The 14,814-nt window shown below is 72.0% G+C and carries 14 protein-coding genes; 3 read left to right on the top strand and 11 right to left on the bottom strand.

What is annotated here, in order from left to right:
* Nucleotides 1-2: 2 nt before the first annotated feature.
* The 3 genes from E5N76_RS24560 (at nucleotide 3) to E5N76_RS24550 (ending at nucleotide 2,128) form a co-directional block, all read left to right on the top strand.
* Entirely contained in the window at nucleotides 3-203 is a 201-nt protein-coding gene (locus E5N76_RS24560) for a hypothetical protein (RefSeq protein WP_149540114.1), read from the top strand.
* A gap of 4 nt (nucleotides 204-207) precedes the next feature.
* Entirely contained in the window at nucleotides 208-1,596 is a 1,389-nt protein-coding gene (locus E5N76_RS24555; RefSeq protein WP_187830370.1) for an amidase, read from the top strand.
* Nucleotides 1,597-1,675: 79 nt separating this feature from the next.
* Nucleotides 1,676-2,128, top strand: coding sequence for an acyl-CoA dehydrogenase family protein (locus E5N76_RS24550; protein WP_149540110.1), 453 nt, complete (start codon nucleotides 1,676-1,678; stop codon nucleotides 2,126-2,128).
* A gap of 45 nt (nucleotides 2,129-2,173) precedes the next feature.
* Here E5N76_RS24550 and serS read toward each other — a convergent pair whose 3' ends face one another.
* From serS to E5N76_RS24490, 11 genes are all read right to left on the bottom strand, one after another.
* Nucleotides 2,174-3,436 carry a serine--tRNA ligase gene (gene serS, locus E5N76_RS24545; protein WP_149540108.1) on the bottom strand — a complete coding sequence of 421 codons (1,263 nt, stop codon included), beginning with the start codon at nucleotides 3,434-3,436 and terminating at the stop codon, nucleotides 2,174-2,176.
* Nucleotides 3,437-3,607: 171 nt separating this feature from the next.
* A complete protein-coding gene (tatC, locus tag E5N76_RS24540; protein ID WP_149540225.1) occupies nucleotides 3,608-4,369 on the bottom strand; it encodes a twin-arginine translocase subunit TatC in 762 nt (253 codons plus the stop codon).
* A 51-nt stretch (nucleotides 4,370-4,420) separates the two neighbouring features.
* On the bottom strand, nucleotides 4,421-4,990 hold the full coding sequence (tatB, locus tag E5N76_RS29810) for a Sec-independent protein translocase protein TatB (protein WP_187830369.1): 570 nt from the start codon (nucleotides 4,988-4,990) through the stop codon (nucleotides 4,421-4,423).
* Nucleotides 4,991-5,077: 87 nt separating this feature from the next.
* Nucleotides 5,078-6,124 (bottom strand): ABC transporter ATP-binding protein, encoded by a 1,047-nt coding sequence (locus E5N76_RS24530; RefSeq protein WP_149540106.1) that lies wholly within the window; start codon nucleotides 6,122-6,124, stop codon nucleotides 5,078-5,080.
* A gap of 285 nt (nucleotides 6,125-6,409) precedes the next feature.
* The gene (scpB, locus tag E5N76_RS31420) at nucleotides 6,410-7,909 is read right to left on the bottom strand and encodes an SMC-Scp complex subunit ScpB (RefSeq protein ID WP_408021728.1); all 1,500 of its coding nucleotides are present in this window, start codon (nucleotides 7,907-7,909) and stop codon (nucleotides 6,410-6,412) included.
* Nucleotides 7,893-8,657: a segregation and condensation protein A gene (locus tag E5N76_RS24520; RefSeq protein WP_149540104.1), complete on the bottom strand. Its 765-nt coding sequence runs from the start codon at nucleotides 8,655-8,657 to the stop codon at nucleotides 7,893-7,895. Before E5N76_RS24520 ends, scpB begins: the two co-directional genes overlap by 17 nt.
* Nucleotides 8,654-9,358 (bottom strand): site-2 protease family protein, encoded by a 705-nt coding sequence (locus E5N76_RS24515; RefSeq protein ID WP_149540102.1) that lies wholly within the window; start codon nucleotides 9,356-9,358, stop codon nucleotides 8,654-8,656. Before E5N76_RS24515 ends, E5N76_RS24520 begins: the two co-directional genes overlap by 4 nt.
* Nucleotides 9,358-10,350 carry a beta-N-acetylhexosaminidase gene (gene nagZ / locus E5N76_RS24510; protein ID WP_149540100.1) on the bottom strand — a complete coding sequence of 331 codons (993 nt, stop codon included), beginning with the start codon at nucleotides 10,348-10,350 and terminating at the stop codon, nucleotides 9,358-9,360. Before nagZ ends, E5N76_RS24515 begins: the two co-directional genes overlap by 1 nt.
* Before the next feature lie 7 nt (nucleotides 10,351-10,357).
* On the bottom strand, nucleotides 10,358-11,212 hold the full coding sequence (locus E5N76_RS31150; RefSeq protein WP_187830368.1) for an SPOR domain-containing protein: 855 nt from the start codon (nucleotides 11,210-11,212) through the stop codon (nucleotides 10,358-10,360).
* Complete coding sequence (gene argS / locus E5N76_RS24495) at nucleotides 11,209-13,020, bottom strand: arginine--tRNA ligase (RefSeq protein WP_149540098.1); 1,812 nt, start codon at nucleotides 13,018-13,020, stop codon at nucleotides 11,209-11,211. The genes E5N76_RS31150 and argS overlap by 4 nt, the downstream gene beginning before the upstream one ends.
* A gap of 330 nt (nucleotides 13,021-13,350) precedes the next feature.
* Nucleotides 13,351-14,532, bottom strand: a complete 1,182-nt coding sequence (locus E5N76_RS24490; protein WP_149540096.1) for a deoxyguanosinetriphosphate triphosphohydrolase — start codon at nucleotides 14,530-14,532, stop codon at nucleotides 13,351-13,353.
* Nucleotides 14,533-14,814: the final 282 nt, after the last annotated feature.

The raw sequence follows: 14,814 nt of genomic DNA, 5'->3' as shown, positions 1-14,814 counted from the left end.
CCATGGCCGAGACCACGGAGGAAGAGCTGAAGGTGCTGGCCGCCAAGGCCGGCCTTTCCGACCTGCCGGCGGAATACAAGGCGGAGCTGCTCTCCGCCTATCGCCATCTGGAGGTGATGATCGCCCGCATCTGCCGCGACCGCCCGCAGGCGGATGAGCCGGCGCATGTCTTCGACGCCGCCACCTTTGCGCGAAAGGCATAGGGTCATGGCGGAATTTCTCACCATCGCCGAGGCCGCGCGGCGCATCGCCACGCGCGACCTCTCGCCGGTGGAGCTGCTGCACACCTGCCTCGCCCGCATCGATGCGGTGGATGCGGAGCTCAACAGCTTCGTCGCCCTGACGCGGGAACGCGCCCTGGAAGAGGCCAAGGCGGCAGAGGCCGAGATCATGGCCGGCAATTACCGCGGCAAGCTGCACGGCATCCCCTACAACCTGAAGGACATTTTCGAGACCAAGGGCATCCGCACCACGGCGCAGTCGAAGACGCTGGCCGACTACGTCCCGGCCGAGGATTGCGACGCGCAACAGCGACTCGCCGCCGCCGGCGGCGTGCTGCTGGGCAAGTCCGCCACCTGGGAATTCGCCCATGGCGGCCCCTCCTGGGACGTGCTGTTCCCGCCCTGCCGCAACCCCTGGGACCTGGACAAGGACCCGGCCGGCTCCTCCTCCGGCTCCGGCGCCTCCATCGCGGCCGGCATGGTGCTGGGGACGATGGGGTCGGATACTGGCGGCTCCATCCGCGGGCCGGCGGCGGCCAACGGCATCGCCGGCCTCAAGCCAACCTATGGCCGCGTCTCCCGCCGCGGCGTGCTGCCCAATTGCTTCTCCCACGACCATGCGGGGCCGCTGGCCTGGACCAGCGAGGACCTCGCCATCCTGATGAATTGCGTCGCCGGCTTCGACCCGCGCGACCCCGGCAGCGTGGACCTGCCGGTGCCTAACTACACCGCCGCCCTGACCGGCGAGGTGAAGGGCCTCACGATCGGCGTGCCCTATCGCTGGCTGGAGGAGGAGGCGCCGCCCTCCGCCCCCACCCGCACAGCGCTGGACGCCGCGCTGAACGTCTTCCGCGCCATGGGCGCCAGCGTCCGCCCGGTGGAGCTGCCGAAGCTGCGCGCCTATGAGGACGCGAAGAAGATCATCGCCATGGCGGAGCTCTACACCATCCACGGCCCGGAGCTGCGCCAGCGGCCGGAGCTGTTCGGCGCCAGCCTGCGCTACCGCATCATCGCCGGCGGGCTGATCCGGGCGGAGGACTATATCCAGGCCATGCGCCTGCGCACGGAACTGGCGCGGGCGATGCAGGCCACCTTCGCGGAGGTGGACCTGATGATGCTGCCGGCAGGTGAGCCGGCGAAGAAGCTGCAACCGCAGCCGCCGGAAAGCCTCTTCACCAAGGTCGGCTACACCACGGCCTTCAATGTCGGCGGCAACCCGGCGCTGGCGCTCTGCATGGGCTTCAACGAGGAGGGGATGCCCTTCTCATTGCAGATCGTCGGCAAGCTGTTCGACGAGGCGACCGTCCTGAAAGCAGGCGACGCCTATGAGAAGGCGACGCCCTGGCGGGAGAGGCGGCCAGCACTCGTCGCGTGACTCTTGAGAGGGGCGCCGCCCCTCTCAAACTCACCCCGCCAAGGGCCGAAAGGCCCTTGGAACCCTCGAGTCTTCCCCGTTGCTGAAGCACCTTGCCGCAAAGCGCCGAGGAGGACCCGCGGATTTCGGCCTGACGCCGGAACAGCACGACAGCATCGAAGGCGTCGCCAGCACGGTGCGGCGCTTCGGCGACGAGTACTGGCGCGACTGCGAGGCGGAAGCGCGCTTCCCGCGCGAATTCCACCAGGCCATGGCCGAGGGCGGCTGGCTCGGCGTTACCATGCCGCAGGAATTCGGCGGGGCGGGGCTCGGCGTCACGGCAGCCGCGCTCGTCATGCACGGCGTCGCGCGGCATGGCGGCGGCATCGGCCAGGACGCGCTGGACCGTGCCGCCCGCTATGCCCGGGAACGCGTGATGTTCGGCCGGCCCATCGGGCAGAACCAGGCCATCCAGCACCCGCTGGCGGAATGCGGGCAGCGCATCCTCTCCTTCATCGCGGGGCGGGTACTCGGCCAGCCCAGATCCTCTTGATGTGATCCCCACGACACCGCTGCGCGGCGTCGTGGCGGCCTGACCTCAGGCCGCGGCGATCCGCTCCAGCCCACCCATATAGGGCAGCAGCACCTCGGGGATCAGCACGCTGCCATCCGCCTGCTGATGCGTCTCCAGCACCGCGATCAGCGCGCGGCCCACCGCCACGCCGCTGCCGTTCAGCGTGTGCAGGAAGACATTGCCCTTGCCCTCGCCGGGCTTCATCCGCGCATTCATCCGCCGCGCCTGGAAATCCCGGCAATTCGAGCAGGAGGAGATCTCCCGCCAGGCCTGCTGCCCGGGCAGCCAGACTTCCAGGTCGTAGGTCCGCGCCGCGCCGAAGCCGGTATCGCCGGCGCAGAGGAAGACGCGCCGCCATACCAGGCCGAGCTCGGTCAGCACCCGCTCGGCGCAGCGCGTCATCCGCTCATGCTCCGCGTCGCTGTCCTGCGGGCGGGTGATGGAGACCATCTCCACCTTGTGGAATTGGTGCTGCCGCAGCATGCCGCGGGTATCCCGCCCGGCGCTGCCGGCCTCGGAGCGGAAGCAGGGCGTCAGCGCGGTGAGGCGGAAGGGCAGCGCCGCCTCGGGCACGATCTCCTCCCGCACCAAATTGGTCAGCGGCACCTCGGCGGTCGGGATCAGCCAGCGGCCGTCATCGGTGTGGAAGAGGTCGTCCTTGAATTTCGGCAACTGACCGGTGCCGTACACCGTCGCGTCATTCACCAGATAGGGGACGGTGGTCTCGGCATAGCCATGCTGTTCGGTATGCAGGTTCAGCATCCACTGGCCGAGCGCCCGCTCCAGCCGCGCCAATGGACCGCGCAGGATGGTGAAGCGGCTGCCGGCCAGCTTGGCGGCATTGGCGAAATCCATCTGGCCCAGCCGCTCGCCCAGCTCGAAATGCTGCAGCGGCGTGAAATTCACCCGCGGCGGCTCGCCATGCTGGTGCAGCACGACATTGGCGGATTCGTCCGGCCCGTCCGGCACTTCGGGGTCGAGGATATTGGGCAAGGTGGCGAGCAGCGCCGTCACCTCATCGGCCGCGGTCTCGAAGGCGTCCAGCGCCTCCTTCAACGCGCGCGCCTCGGCTTCCAGCGCGGCGCTGTCCTCGCCCTTGCGCTTCGCGATGCCGATCTGCTTCGCCAGCTCGTTGCGCCGTGTCAGAGCGGCCTGCTGCCGGGTGATCTGCTCCCGTCGCGCCGCATCCAGCTCCAGCACGCGGTCCGAGACCGGCCCCAGCCCCCGCCGCGCCATCGCCGCGTCGAACGCCGCCGGATCCTGCCGGATCGCCCGAATGTCATGCATCGCCGAAACCCAATCCGTTCGCCGCCTGAGGGCAGCTTCGCCACGCCGCCCATGCCCCGCTCCCCGCCGGTCAGCGGCGACTGAGGCCATGCCCCCAGAATTGCCGCAGCGCCGGGTGAAGGTCCTGGCCAGCCGCCAGGGGCAGCGACGTCGCGTGCATCCCCGCCCCCTTCAGCTCTTCGTCTTCTCGGCTGCTGCTTTCGCGTTCCGCGCCATCAGCGTCGCCGCCAGGATGGAGACCTCGTAGAGCGCGATCAGCGGCACCGCCAGCCCGACCTGGCTGATGATGTCCGGCGGCGTCAGCACCGCCGCCACCACGAACATGCCGACGATGGCGTAGCGCCGCCCCTTCTTCAGCGTCTCCACGCTGAGGATCCCGACGCGGCACAGCAGCGTCAGCAGCACCGGCAGCTGGAAGGCGATGCCGAAGGCCAGGATCATCTGCATGACCAGCGACAGGTATTCGCTGACCTTCGCCTCGAGCTGGATCGGCAGCGCCCCGCCCTCAGGCGGCGTCTCGAAGCTGATGAAGAAGCGCCAGGCCAGCGGGAAGATGAAGTAATAGGCCAGCGCCGCCCCCGCCACGAACAGGAAGGGCGAGGCGATGAGGAAGGGGTAGATCGCCCGCTTCTCGCTGCGGTACAGCCCCGGCGCCACGAACAGCCAGAGCTGCGTCGCCCACATCGGGAAGCTGAAGAAGACGGCGCCGAAGAAGGCCACCTTCAGATAGGTGAAGAAGGCCTCGTAGAGGGCGGTGAAGATCATCCGCCGCTCTCCGCCGCCCTGCTGCTGCAGGATGTCCGCCAGCGGCCGCGCCAGGAAGCCGTAGATCTGGGCGGAGAAATAGTAGCAGAGGGCGAAGGCGATGCCGAAGGCGCCGACCGACCAGAGGAGCCGCGTGCGCAGCTCCATCAGGTGGTCGAGCAGCGGCATCGGCTTGTCGTCGATGGTGTCTTCGGGGTCGCGCGGCACGGGCGTGGATGCTCAGGTCTTCTGGATATGGGGGGCCGGCTCCGGCGCGGGCGCCGGCGGCACGAAGGCAGGGGTGGCGGTCGGCGGGGGCGGTTCCGCAGCGGCCATTGGGGGCGGCGCGGCAGGGGGCACGAAGGCCGGGGGGACGAAGGCCGGCGCGGCGGGCGGCGGGGGCGGCGCGGCGGCGCTGCCCGCCGCATCCGCGCTGCCCGGCGCGGCTGCCGCCCCTTCCGTCGCGGCCTCGCCCGCCGGCGGCGGCGCGCTGGCGGCGGGCGGCCCGTAGCTGTCCTTCAGCGGATCCTCGGTGAAGCTCTTCCGCAGCGAGCCGTCGGCGTCGATATGCTTCTCGATCTCGCCGCGGATGTTGAAGTTGCGGATCTCGTTGATCGAGTTCCGTACCTCGTCCAGATTCGCCTCGCGCACCAGCTCATCGGCCTGGCCCTGGAATTCGCTGGCCATGCGCCGCAGCTTGGCGATGCCGCGCGCCACGCCGCGGATCGCCTCCGGCAGATCCTTGGGGCCGATGACGACCAGCGCCACCACGCCGATCAGCGCAATTTCGGACCAGGCTAGATCGAACATACCCTCTCCGGCCGCGCCAAAGCCCCCGGCGGGGGCCCATGCAGCGCAGGGCCGCCTCCCGTAGCAGAGACACCTCGCCCCGCCAATCTAGGGTGCCGGGGGCGGAAATACGAAGGCGCGTTCGGGATCCATCCGGACCCGCACCTTCTGCCCGCGGGTCAGCGCCAGCCCGGGCGGCAGCCGGGCATGCAGGTGCAGCACCCCGCCGGCGCCATCCGCCAGCGCCAGATGCACCAGGGTGGTGGCGCCGAGCAGCCGGCAGGCCTCCACCTCGGCCGGCGCGCCCTCCCCCTCCGGCAATACCTGCACGCCTTCCGGCCGCAGCAGGAGCTGGGCGGGGCCTTCCGGCAGGGGCGGGGCCGGCAGGGGGCCGAGCGGGGTCTCCGCCTGCCCGCCGGCGATCCGCGCCGGCAGGCGATTCACCTCGCCGAGGAAGGTGGCGACGAAGGGCTCGGCGGGGCGGAGATACAGCTCCTCCGGCGTGCCGAGCTGCACCACCTGCCCGGCCCGCATCAGGGCGATGCGGTCGGCGAGAAACATCGCCTCCTCCGCATCATGGGTGACGATCAAAGCGGGGATGCCGGCGCTTTGCAGCACATGCAGGGTGTCGTCGCGCACCTGCTCGCGCAGGCGGGCATCCAGGCTGGCGAAGGCCTCGTCCAGCAGCACCACCTGCGGGCGGGGCGCCAAGGCGCGGGCCAGGGCCACGCGCTGCTGCTGCCCGCCGGAGAGCATGTGCGGCCAGGCCTTGGCGTAGCTCTCCAGCCCCACCCGCGCCAGCGCCTCCGCCACCTGCCAGGCGCGCTCCCCGCGCGGGGTGCGGTGCAGGCCGAAGGCAATGTTCTCGGCGACCGTCAGATGCGGGAAAAGGGCGTAATCCTGGAAGACGAAGCCGACATGGCGCTGCTCCGGCGGCACCTCCCGCCCCGGCTCCGCCACCACCTGGCCGCCCAGCTCGATCCGGCCGGCCTGCAGGGGCTCCAGCCCGGCCACCAGGCGCAGCAAGGTGGTCTTGCCATCGCCGGAGGGGCCGAGGAGGCAAAGGATCTCGCCGCGCCCGACCTCGAGGTCGATGCCGCGCAGCACCTCCCGCCCGCCATAGGCGTGGCGGAGGCCGGACAGACGAAGGCTCATGCGGCGGGGCTATAGCCGGCGGCGGCGGCGCGCGGGAGTGGAGCGGGGCCCCTTGTCCCCGAGCAAGGGGCGCTGCCCCGTAGGCGCCAATTTAGGAGCTTCCCCATACAACGATCGGGGGCTCTGCCCCCGAACCCCCGCCGGGGCCAGGACCTGGCCCCGGACCCCGGTCCGAGTCCGCAGGTTGAACCGCAAAACTCACACCGGGGTCCGAGGGGGGGTGGTCCCCCGGGGGAGTGCAGAGGGCGGCGCCCTCTGCTGGGGGTTTGGGGGCGAAGCCCCCGCTCAGCCTGGCGATGCCGCCGCCAGCAACGGCGCGCCCGGCTCGTTCACCAGCTCCTCCCGCCGCGGCAGGTCGGAGAGGGATTTCAGCCCGAATTGCTCCAGGAAGCGCGGCGTGGTGCCCCAGAGGGAGGGCCGCCCCGGCACCTCCTTCCGCCCGCGCGGCTGCACCAGCCCCATCTCCAGCAGCGATTCGAGGGTGGATTGGGAGAGGCTGGCGCCGCGAATCTCCTCCACCTCCGCCCGGGTCACCGGCTGGTGGTAGGCGATGATGGCGAGCGTCTCCATCGCCACCCGGGGCAGGCGGCGCGGCACCTCCACCACGCGGGTGATGGCAGGGGCGAGTTCCGGCGCGGTGCGGAAGGCGAAGCCGCCCGCCACCTCCACCAGCGGCACCGGACGGTCGGCGGAACGGGCCTGGAGCGCGGTCAGCACCGGGCCGGCGGCGATGCCGGGGGGCAGGGCCTGCTGCAGCCGGGCGGGCGCCACCGGCCGGTCGCTGGCGAAGATCAGTGCCTCGGCGATGCGGAGGGCGTGTTCGAACACCGCCGGGTCGGCGGATTCGAGGGCGGCGGCAGCGGGGTCCGCCGCCCCGGTGGCTGGTGCCGCGGTCTCCGGCTGGGGATCGGCGCTGGCCGCCGCCGAGGGGCCAGGAGCCGGGTCGGCGACCGCTTCCGGCCGGGGATCGGGCAGCGAGGCGGCGCTGGCCTCAGCCTGGGCCCTGGGCATCGGGTTGCCAGCCGCGTCCAGCAAGGGCTCGGCCGGCAAATCGGCGCCGACTTCCGAGGCGTCGGGCACCGGCTCAGCGGCTGCTTCCGGCATGGGGTCAGCCGGCGCCTCCGCGCTGGCCTCCGCCGGGGCGTCGCGCACCGGATCAGCCGCCGCTTCCGGCATGGGGTCAGCCGGCGCCTCCGCACTGGCCTCCGCCAGAGCGTCGAGCACCGGATCAACCGCCGCTTCCGGCATGGGGTCAGCCGGCGCCTCCGCGCCGGCCTCCGCCGGGGCGTCGTGCACCGGATCAGCCGCCGCTTCCGGCATGGGGTCAGCCGGCGCCTCCGCGCTGGCCTCCGCCGGGGCGTCGCGCACCGGATCAGCCGCCGCTTCCGGCATGGGGTCAGCCGGCGCCTCCGCGCTGGCCTCCGCCGGGGCGTCGCGCACCGGATCAGCCGCCGCTTCCGGCATGGGGTCAGCCGGCGCCTCCGGGCCGGCCTCCGCCAGAGCGTCGAACACCGGATCAGCCGCCGCTTCCGGCATGGGATCAGCCGGCGCCTCCGCGCCGGCCTCCGCCGGGGCGTCGCGCACCGGATCGGCAGCCGCGTCCAGCAGGGGATCGGGCGGCAAATCGGCGCCGGCCTCCGCCAGAGGGCCCGGCGCCGCATCGGCCATGCTCTCCGGCGCGACAGGCTCCGGCACCGCCGGAAACGCCGTCCCCTCCCCCTCCGGCGCGGCGTCGGCCGGGGCCTCGCTGCGCTCCGGCTTGCAGGGGTCAGGCAGCTCGTTCATGGGGCTCCGCCTCATTCTCCGCCCGGCGGCGGATCAGGATGGGGCTGAAATCGCGATCCTGCCGCAGCTCGATGCCGCCGCCCCGGGCAGTCTCCAGCGCCGCCACCAGCGTGCTGGCCAGCGCGGCGCGGCGCTCCACCGGGTCCAGCAGCCCCTCCGGCAGGAATTGCGCCAGCACCGCCCAGCCCGGCAAGGCCCCGACCAGCCGGGAAAGCCGCGCCAGCGCCTCCTGCACCGTCCAGAGCTTCCGCGCCTTCGGCGTATAGGGCCGCCGCGCCAGGGCCCGGCGCCGCGCCGCGGCATAGGCCTGCAGCAGCGCCGGCAGATCGGCGGCGATCCCGCTGCGGTCCTGCTGCGTCAGCGACTCCGGGGCACCGCGGGCAAACACCTCCTGCCCGAGCTGCACCCGCTGCCCCAGCCAGCGGGCGGCGGCGCGCATCCGCTCCAGCTCCGCCAGCCGGTCGGTCAGGGCGGCGGCCAGGGCTTCGGGGTCCTCGCCCTCCACCGCCTCCTCCGGCACCAGCAGGCGGGATTTCAGCCAGGCGAGCCAGGCGGCCATCACCAGCCAATCGGCGGCCAGCTCCAGCCGCACCGCCCGGGCCTGCTCCACCACCGCCAGGTACTGGTCCACCAGGGCCAGGATGGAGATCTTCGCGATATCCACCTTCTGCGCCCGGGCGAGGTCCAGCAGCAGGTCCAGCGGGCCCTCGAAGCCCTCCAGCCGGAGATGCAGGGAGGGCTGGGTCATCCGTGCCCCGCCAAGCGCAGCACCAGGTTGAAGGCCCCCGTCACCACAAGGCGCAGCGCCCAGCCCACCGGGTCATAGCCCGGCACCAGCCGCGGCAGCAGGAACACCACGAAGAGCACGATGAGGATCCCGTAGCGTTCCAGCGACAGGAAAGGCAGCGCCAGCCGCAGGGGCAGCAGCCCGGCGAGGATCCGGCCGCCATCGAGCGGCGGTATGGGCAGCAGGTTGAACAGGCCGAGCACCAGATTGGCGAGAATGGAAAGCGCCAGGAACCGATAAGCCCAGCCGGCCGAGTCGGGCGAACCGAAATCGCCAAGCAGCCAGGAGGCATGCAGCAGCAGCGCCGCCAGCCAGGCGAGGAAGAAATTCATCGCCGGCCCGGCGGCGGCCACCAGCATCATGCCCTGCAGCGGGTGGCGCAGGCGGGTGACGTCCACCGGCACCGGCTTGGCCCAGCCGAACATGAACTCCACCCGGCCGAGGGTCAGCAACTGCCCCAGCAGCAGCACCCCCGGCACCAGGATGGTGCCCACCTTGTCCACATGCCGCAGCGGGTTCAGGCTCAGCCGCCCCGCCTCCCGCGCCGTGGGGTCGCCCAGGCCGAGGGCGGCATAGCCATGCGCCGCCTCATGCAGGGTGATCGCGATGACGGAGGCCAGCACCGCGGCCAGCAGCTCCGGCAGCCAACCGGGATCGAACATCAGGCGGCCGCTTGGCCGCTGCGGGCCGCATCCAGCGCGGCCGGGTCCAGCGGGCGGCGGCGATGCTGCATCCGCGCCCGGGCCAGCTCCAGCCGCTGCCGCGCCGGTTCCGCCAGCGCCGGGCATTCCGCCAGCAGCTCGGCCGCCTCGCCGATCTCGCCATTGCAGTGCAGCACCAGGTCGCAGCCGGCCTGGATCGCCTGCCGCGCCAGCCGCCCCGGCGCGCCCTTCAGCGCCTGCATGCAGAGATCGTCGCTGACCAGCACGCCGCCGAAGCCGATGGCGCCGCGGATCACCTGGGCAATGACGGTGGGAGAGAGGGTGGCGGGCAGGACGGGGTCGAATTCCGGGTAGAGGATATGCGCCGTCATCGCCCAGGCGCCGCTGCCGGCGAGCGCCCGGAAGGGGCCGCAATCCTCGGCGAGGTCGCGCCGGCTGGCGGTGACCCGGGGCAGTTCCAGATGGCTGTCCGCCAGCGCCCGCCCATGCCCCGGCACATGCTTGAGGACGGGGATGCAGCCGGCCGCTTGCAGCCCCTCGACGAAGGCGCGGCCGAGGCGGGCGACCTCCGCCGGCTCGGCGGCGAAGGCGCGGTCGCCGATGATGCCATGCGCGCCGGGCAGGCGGAGATCCAGCACCGGGGCGCAGACCACGTCGATCCCCTCCTGCCGACAGGTCAGGCCGAGCAGGGCGGCATTCGCCTCCGCCGCCGCGGCCGGGCCGCCCTCGAAGCTGGCAGCGGGGGGGAAGGCGGGCCAGTGCGGCGGGCGCAGCCGGGCAACGCGGCCGCCCTCCTGGTCCACCAGGATGGGCGCCTGCTCCCCCAGCAGCTCCCGGATGCTGGCGGTGAGGGCCCGAAGCTGGGCGGGCTCCTGGATGTTGCGGGCGAAGAGGATGATGCCGAGGGGCGGGGTGGCGCGTAGCAGCGCCACCTCCGCCGCCGTCAGGGTCGGGCCGGCCAGGCCGATGATGGCGGCGCGCGGCCGTTCCATGCCGGGCTCAGCCGCCGATCGGCGTGCAGGCGCCACCCCTGGCGCGGACCAGATCGCAGAGGGCGCGGGCGGCGGCGGCATCGGAGAGATTGCCGGCGCGCAGGCGGTAGAGCGGCGCCTGGCCCTCCCCGCGGTCGAAGCGGGTGACCCGGGGCTGGAAGCCGGCGAGTTCCGGGATGCGGCGGCTCAGCCTCTCCCATTCCGCCCGGGCCGATTCCTCGGAATTCAGTGCACCGAGCTGCACCTGGGCGCGGCCATGCGCCACCGGGGCAATGGCGACGGGAGCGGCGGCGGGCGCCGGCGCGGCGGGGGGTGCGGCCACTGGCGTTGCGGGCACCGGCGGCGCGGCGATGGGCGCCGGCGCGGCAGGGGTAGCGGGCGCAGCGACGGGCGGTGCCAGGCCGGGCGCCACCAGGGCGGAGGCCTGCGGTCCCGGGGCTGGCCCAGGCGCGGCATCAGATGCAGAGTCGGCGGCCGGCGCCTGGGCGGCAGGCGGCGCGGGCGGCGCCGCCTGGCGGCGGAGCTGGTCCAGCGCCGGGGCTTCCGGCCCCTCCGCCAGCCGGGCATTGGCGCCGGTGCTGCGTTCCGCGGCGCGGCGTACCGCGGCGGGTTCCAGCACGAGCTGGTCCTGATTCGGCACCTGCAGCCCGCCCGGGTTTTCCGGCCGCACCTTCACCGGGCGGTTGTCCGGCTCGATCACCGGGATGGTCCGCGGCCCGCTGCTGCGGGAGAGGCCCCAGGCCACGGCCCCGGCCACCGCCACCACGCCCAGCGCGCCGCCGGCGAAGGCCAGCATCCGCCAGGACGTCCCGGAGGACCGTTCCGGCCGCGCCCGCCAGGAAGGAACCGCAAGATCGCTCACCGCATCTCCTCGACAGGCGTGACCCCCATCACCTTGAGGCCGGAGCGGATGACCATGGCGGTCGCCGCGACCAAGGCGAGGCGGGCGCGGGTCGCCCCGGGCTCCTCCGCCCGGATGAACCGCAGGGTCGCATCCTCCCGACCCCTGTTCCATAGTACATGAAAGTCGCTCGCCAAGTCATGGAGAAAAAAGGCGATCCGGTGGGGCTCCCGGGCCAGGGCGGCGGCTTCCACGGTGCGCGGCCATTGCACCAGGCGGCGGATCAAAGCGAGTTCCGCGGCATCGGCCAGCGCGTCCAGCGGCGCGGCGGCCAGGGCCTCCGGCGCAGGGTCCTCCGCCTGGCGCAGCACGGAACGGCAGCGGGCATGGGCGTACTGCACGTAGAAGACCGGGTTGTCGCGGGACTGCTCCACCACCTTGTCGAGGTCGAATTCCATCTGCGCATCGGATTTGCGCGTCAGCATGGTGAAGCGGACGGCGTCCCGCGCTTCGCGCGGGCTGGCCATCTTCTGGCCCACCTCCTCGATCAGGTCGCGCAGGGTGATGTAGGTGCCGGCGCGCTTGCTCATCCGCACCGGCTGGCCGTCCTTCACCACATGCACGATCTGGGTGAGGACCACATCCAGCGGCACGCGCCTGTCCGAGAGGGCGGCGACGGCCGCCTGCATGCGCTTCACATAGCCGCCATGATCGGCGCCCCAGACATGCACCAGCTCGTCGAAGCCGCGCTCGAGCTTGTGCAGGTGGTTGGCGATGTCGTTGGCGAAGTAGGTACCGCTGCCGTCCGACTTGCGCAGCGGCCGGTCGACCTCGTCGCCGAATTGCGTGGCGCGGAACAGGGTCTGCTCACGCGGCTCCCAATCCTCGGGCGTCTTGCCCTTGGGCGGTTCGAGGACGCCGCGATAGATGAGATCCTTGGCGGCGAGCAGGGCTTCCGCCTGCTCCAGCTTGCCCTCGCGGACGAGCTGGGCCTCGGAGATGAAGACATCCTGCACCACGCCGAGGGCGGCGAGGTCTTCCTTGATGGCCTCCATCATGCGGGCGATGGTGAATTCCCGCACCGTCGCCAGCCAATGGTCGGGGCCGGTCATGCCGATGCCATGGACCGGGTCCTGGACCGCGAGGGCGTCGCCGAAGCGCTCGCGCAGCGCCTCCCCTACCGGGATCAGGTATTCGCCGCGGTATTGCAGGCCGCCGGGGACGAGCTGGGCGTATTCCTCCTCGGTCATCCGCGTGCCGAGGGCCTGCAAATAGCGCCAATAGGCGGCATAGCCGAGGGCCTGCACCTGCGCCCCGGCATCGTTGACGTAGTATTCCTTAGTGACGTCATAGCCGGCCTTGGCCAGCAGATTGGCCAGCGCATCCCCCACCACCGCGCCGCGGCAATGGCCGACATGCATGGGGCCGGTGGGGTTGGCGGAGACGTATTCCACATCGATCCGGCGGCCGGTGCCGGTGGCGCCGTCGCCGTAATGCTCCGCGGCGGCGAGGACCACGGGGAGCTGGGCGCGGAGGAAGCTCTCGCGCAGGCGGAGGTTGACGAAGCCGGGGCCGGCGGGGGTGGCGCTTTCCACCTCCGGCAGGGCGGCGAGCTTCTCCGCCAGCGCGGCGGCCAGCTTCGGCGGGGCCTGCTTCGCCGCTTTGCCGACAACAAGCGCGCCATTGGTCGCCATGTCGCCATGGGAGGGGTCGCGCGGCGGCTCCACCAGGACGCGGGCGAAGGCCTCCGGCGGCAGCTCGGGCAGCAGGGCGGCGAGGGCGTCCACCACGCGGGTGCGGAGGGCGGCGAAGATGTCGTGGCTCGGCATGCGGCGGGGTTTAGAGCGGATCGCCGAGGGGCGGCAATGTCCGGGGGCGAATCCGGCGTGCAATCAAACGGCTAGAGCAGGACATCCGATCAGGTGATTCCACCCGATCGGATATTGCTCCAGTGTCCCGCTTCTGAAGTCCTGCGGACTTCGGAATCGGGCCGCTGGCCTTGGTTTTCAGTGGCCTGCTTGTCCGCGGCGTTCGCCGGAAATCCAGCGAACTTCGCGGGCAGGACACTAGCGCGGGGCGCGGCGAACAAGACCCCTGGCGTGGCATTCCGCTTCTCCGCCCGGCCGAATTCCTCGCCAGCCGCGAGGCCCGATCCCCCGTCAGCCCGGAATATTCGGGTCCGTCAGCCTTCTGTGCTCCTCCAGCGCGAAGCGGTCCGTCATGCCGGCGATGTAGTCGCAGACCAGCCGGGCACATTCGGCGCTGCCGGGCTCCCCCGCCCGCGCCTGCCAGTCCGGCGGCAGCATCTGCGGCCCGCCATGCAGGAGCTGGAACAGCAATTGGCTGACCCGCTTGGATTTCTGCATTGCCCGGTTCACCCGCCAATGGCGGTACATCCGCTGAAACAGGAAATCCCGTACCTCCTGGTTCATCGCCTGCATGGGGGCGGAAAACGCCACCACCGGCGCCGCCGCGGCGCGGATATCCTCGGCGCTGCGCGGCGCCAGGGCGGCGATGCGCCGCTCCGTCTCCTGCACCACATCCTGCACCATGCGGTTGATGACGCGGCGCACCGTCTCCGTCACCAGCCGGTCATGCGCCATGCCGGCATGGGCGGCGCGGGCTTCCTCATAGGCCTCGCCGATCAGCGGCAGGGCGGCCGCCTCCTCCAGCCGGAACAGCCGGGCGCGGACGCCGTCATCCAGGTCATGATTGTTGTAGGCGATGTCGTCCGCCAGCGCCGCCGCCTGCGCCTCCGCCGAGGCGTGGGTACCGAGTTCCAGCGGATGCAGCCGGTCATATTCCGCCAGATAGGGCGGGGGGCGGCGGACCGGGCCGTTGTGCTTGGCCAGGCCCTCCAGCGTTTCCCAACTCAAATTCAGCCCGTCGAAGGCGGCGTAACGGGCTTCCAGCTTCGTCACCACCTTCAGCGACTGGGCGTTATGGTCGAAGCCGCCATAGGGGCGCATCTGGCTGTCCAACGCCTCCTCCCCGGCATGGCCGAAGGGGGGGTGGCCGAGGTCATGCGCCAGGGCCAGCGCCTCCGCCAGGTCCTCGTCCAGATGCAGGCGGCGGGCCAGGGCGCGGGCGATCTGCGCCACCTCGATGGAATGGGTCAGGCGGGTGCGGAAATAATCGCCCTCATGGAAGACGAAGACCTGGGTCTTGTATTGCAGCCGGCGGAAGGCGCCGGTGTGGATGATGCGGTCCCGGTCCCGCTGGAAGGGCGAACGCGCATCCCCGCCCGGCTCCGGATGCAGCCGTCCACGGGAAGCTTCGGGGCGGACGGCCCAGGGGGCACGATCTTGGGCGCGATCCGGGGCGTGGGACTCGGCCGGCATGGGCGGGAGACTGGCAGCCCCGCCGCGGAGCGGCAATACCGACCGACCGCGGAGCGGCAATACCGACCGACCGCAGAGCGGCAATACCGACCGACCGCAGAGCGGCAATACCGACCGACCGCAGAGCGGCAATACCGGCCAACCGCGGAGCGGCGATACCGGCCAACCGCGGAGCGGCGATACCGGCCAACCGCGGAGCGGCGATACCGGCCAACCGCGGAGCGGCGATACCGGCCAACCGCGGAGCGGCGATACCGGCCAACCGCGGAGCGGCGATACCGG

The sequence above is a fragment of the Siccirubricoccus phaeus genome (assembly GCF_008360935.1).
Taxonomy (GTDB): domain Bacteria; phylum Pseudomonadota; class Alphaproteobacteria; order Acetobacterales; family Acetobacteraceae; genus Siccirubricoccus; species Siccirubricoccus phaeus.
This window is presented reverse-complemented; position numbering and strand designations above follow the sequence as displayed.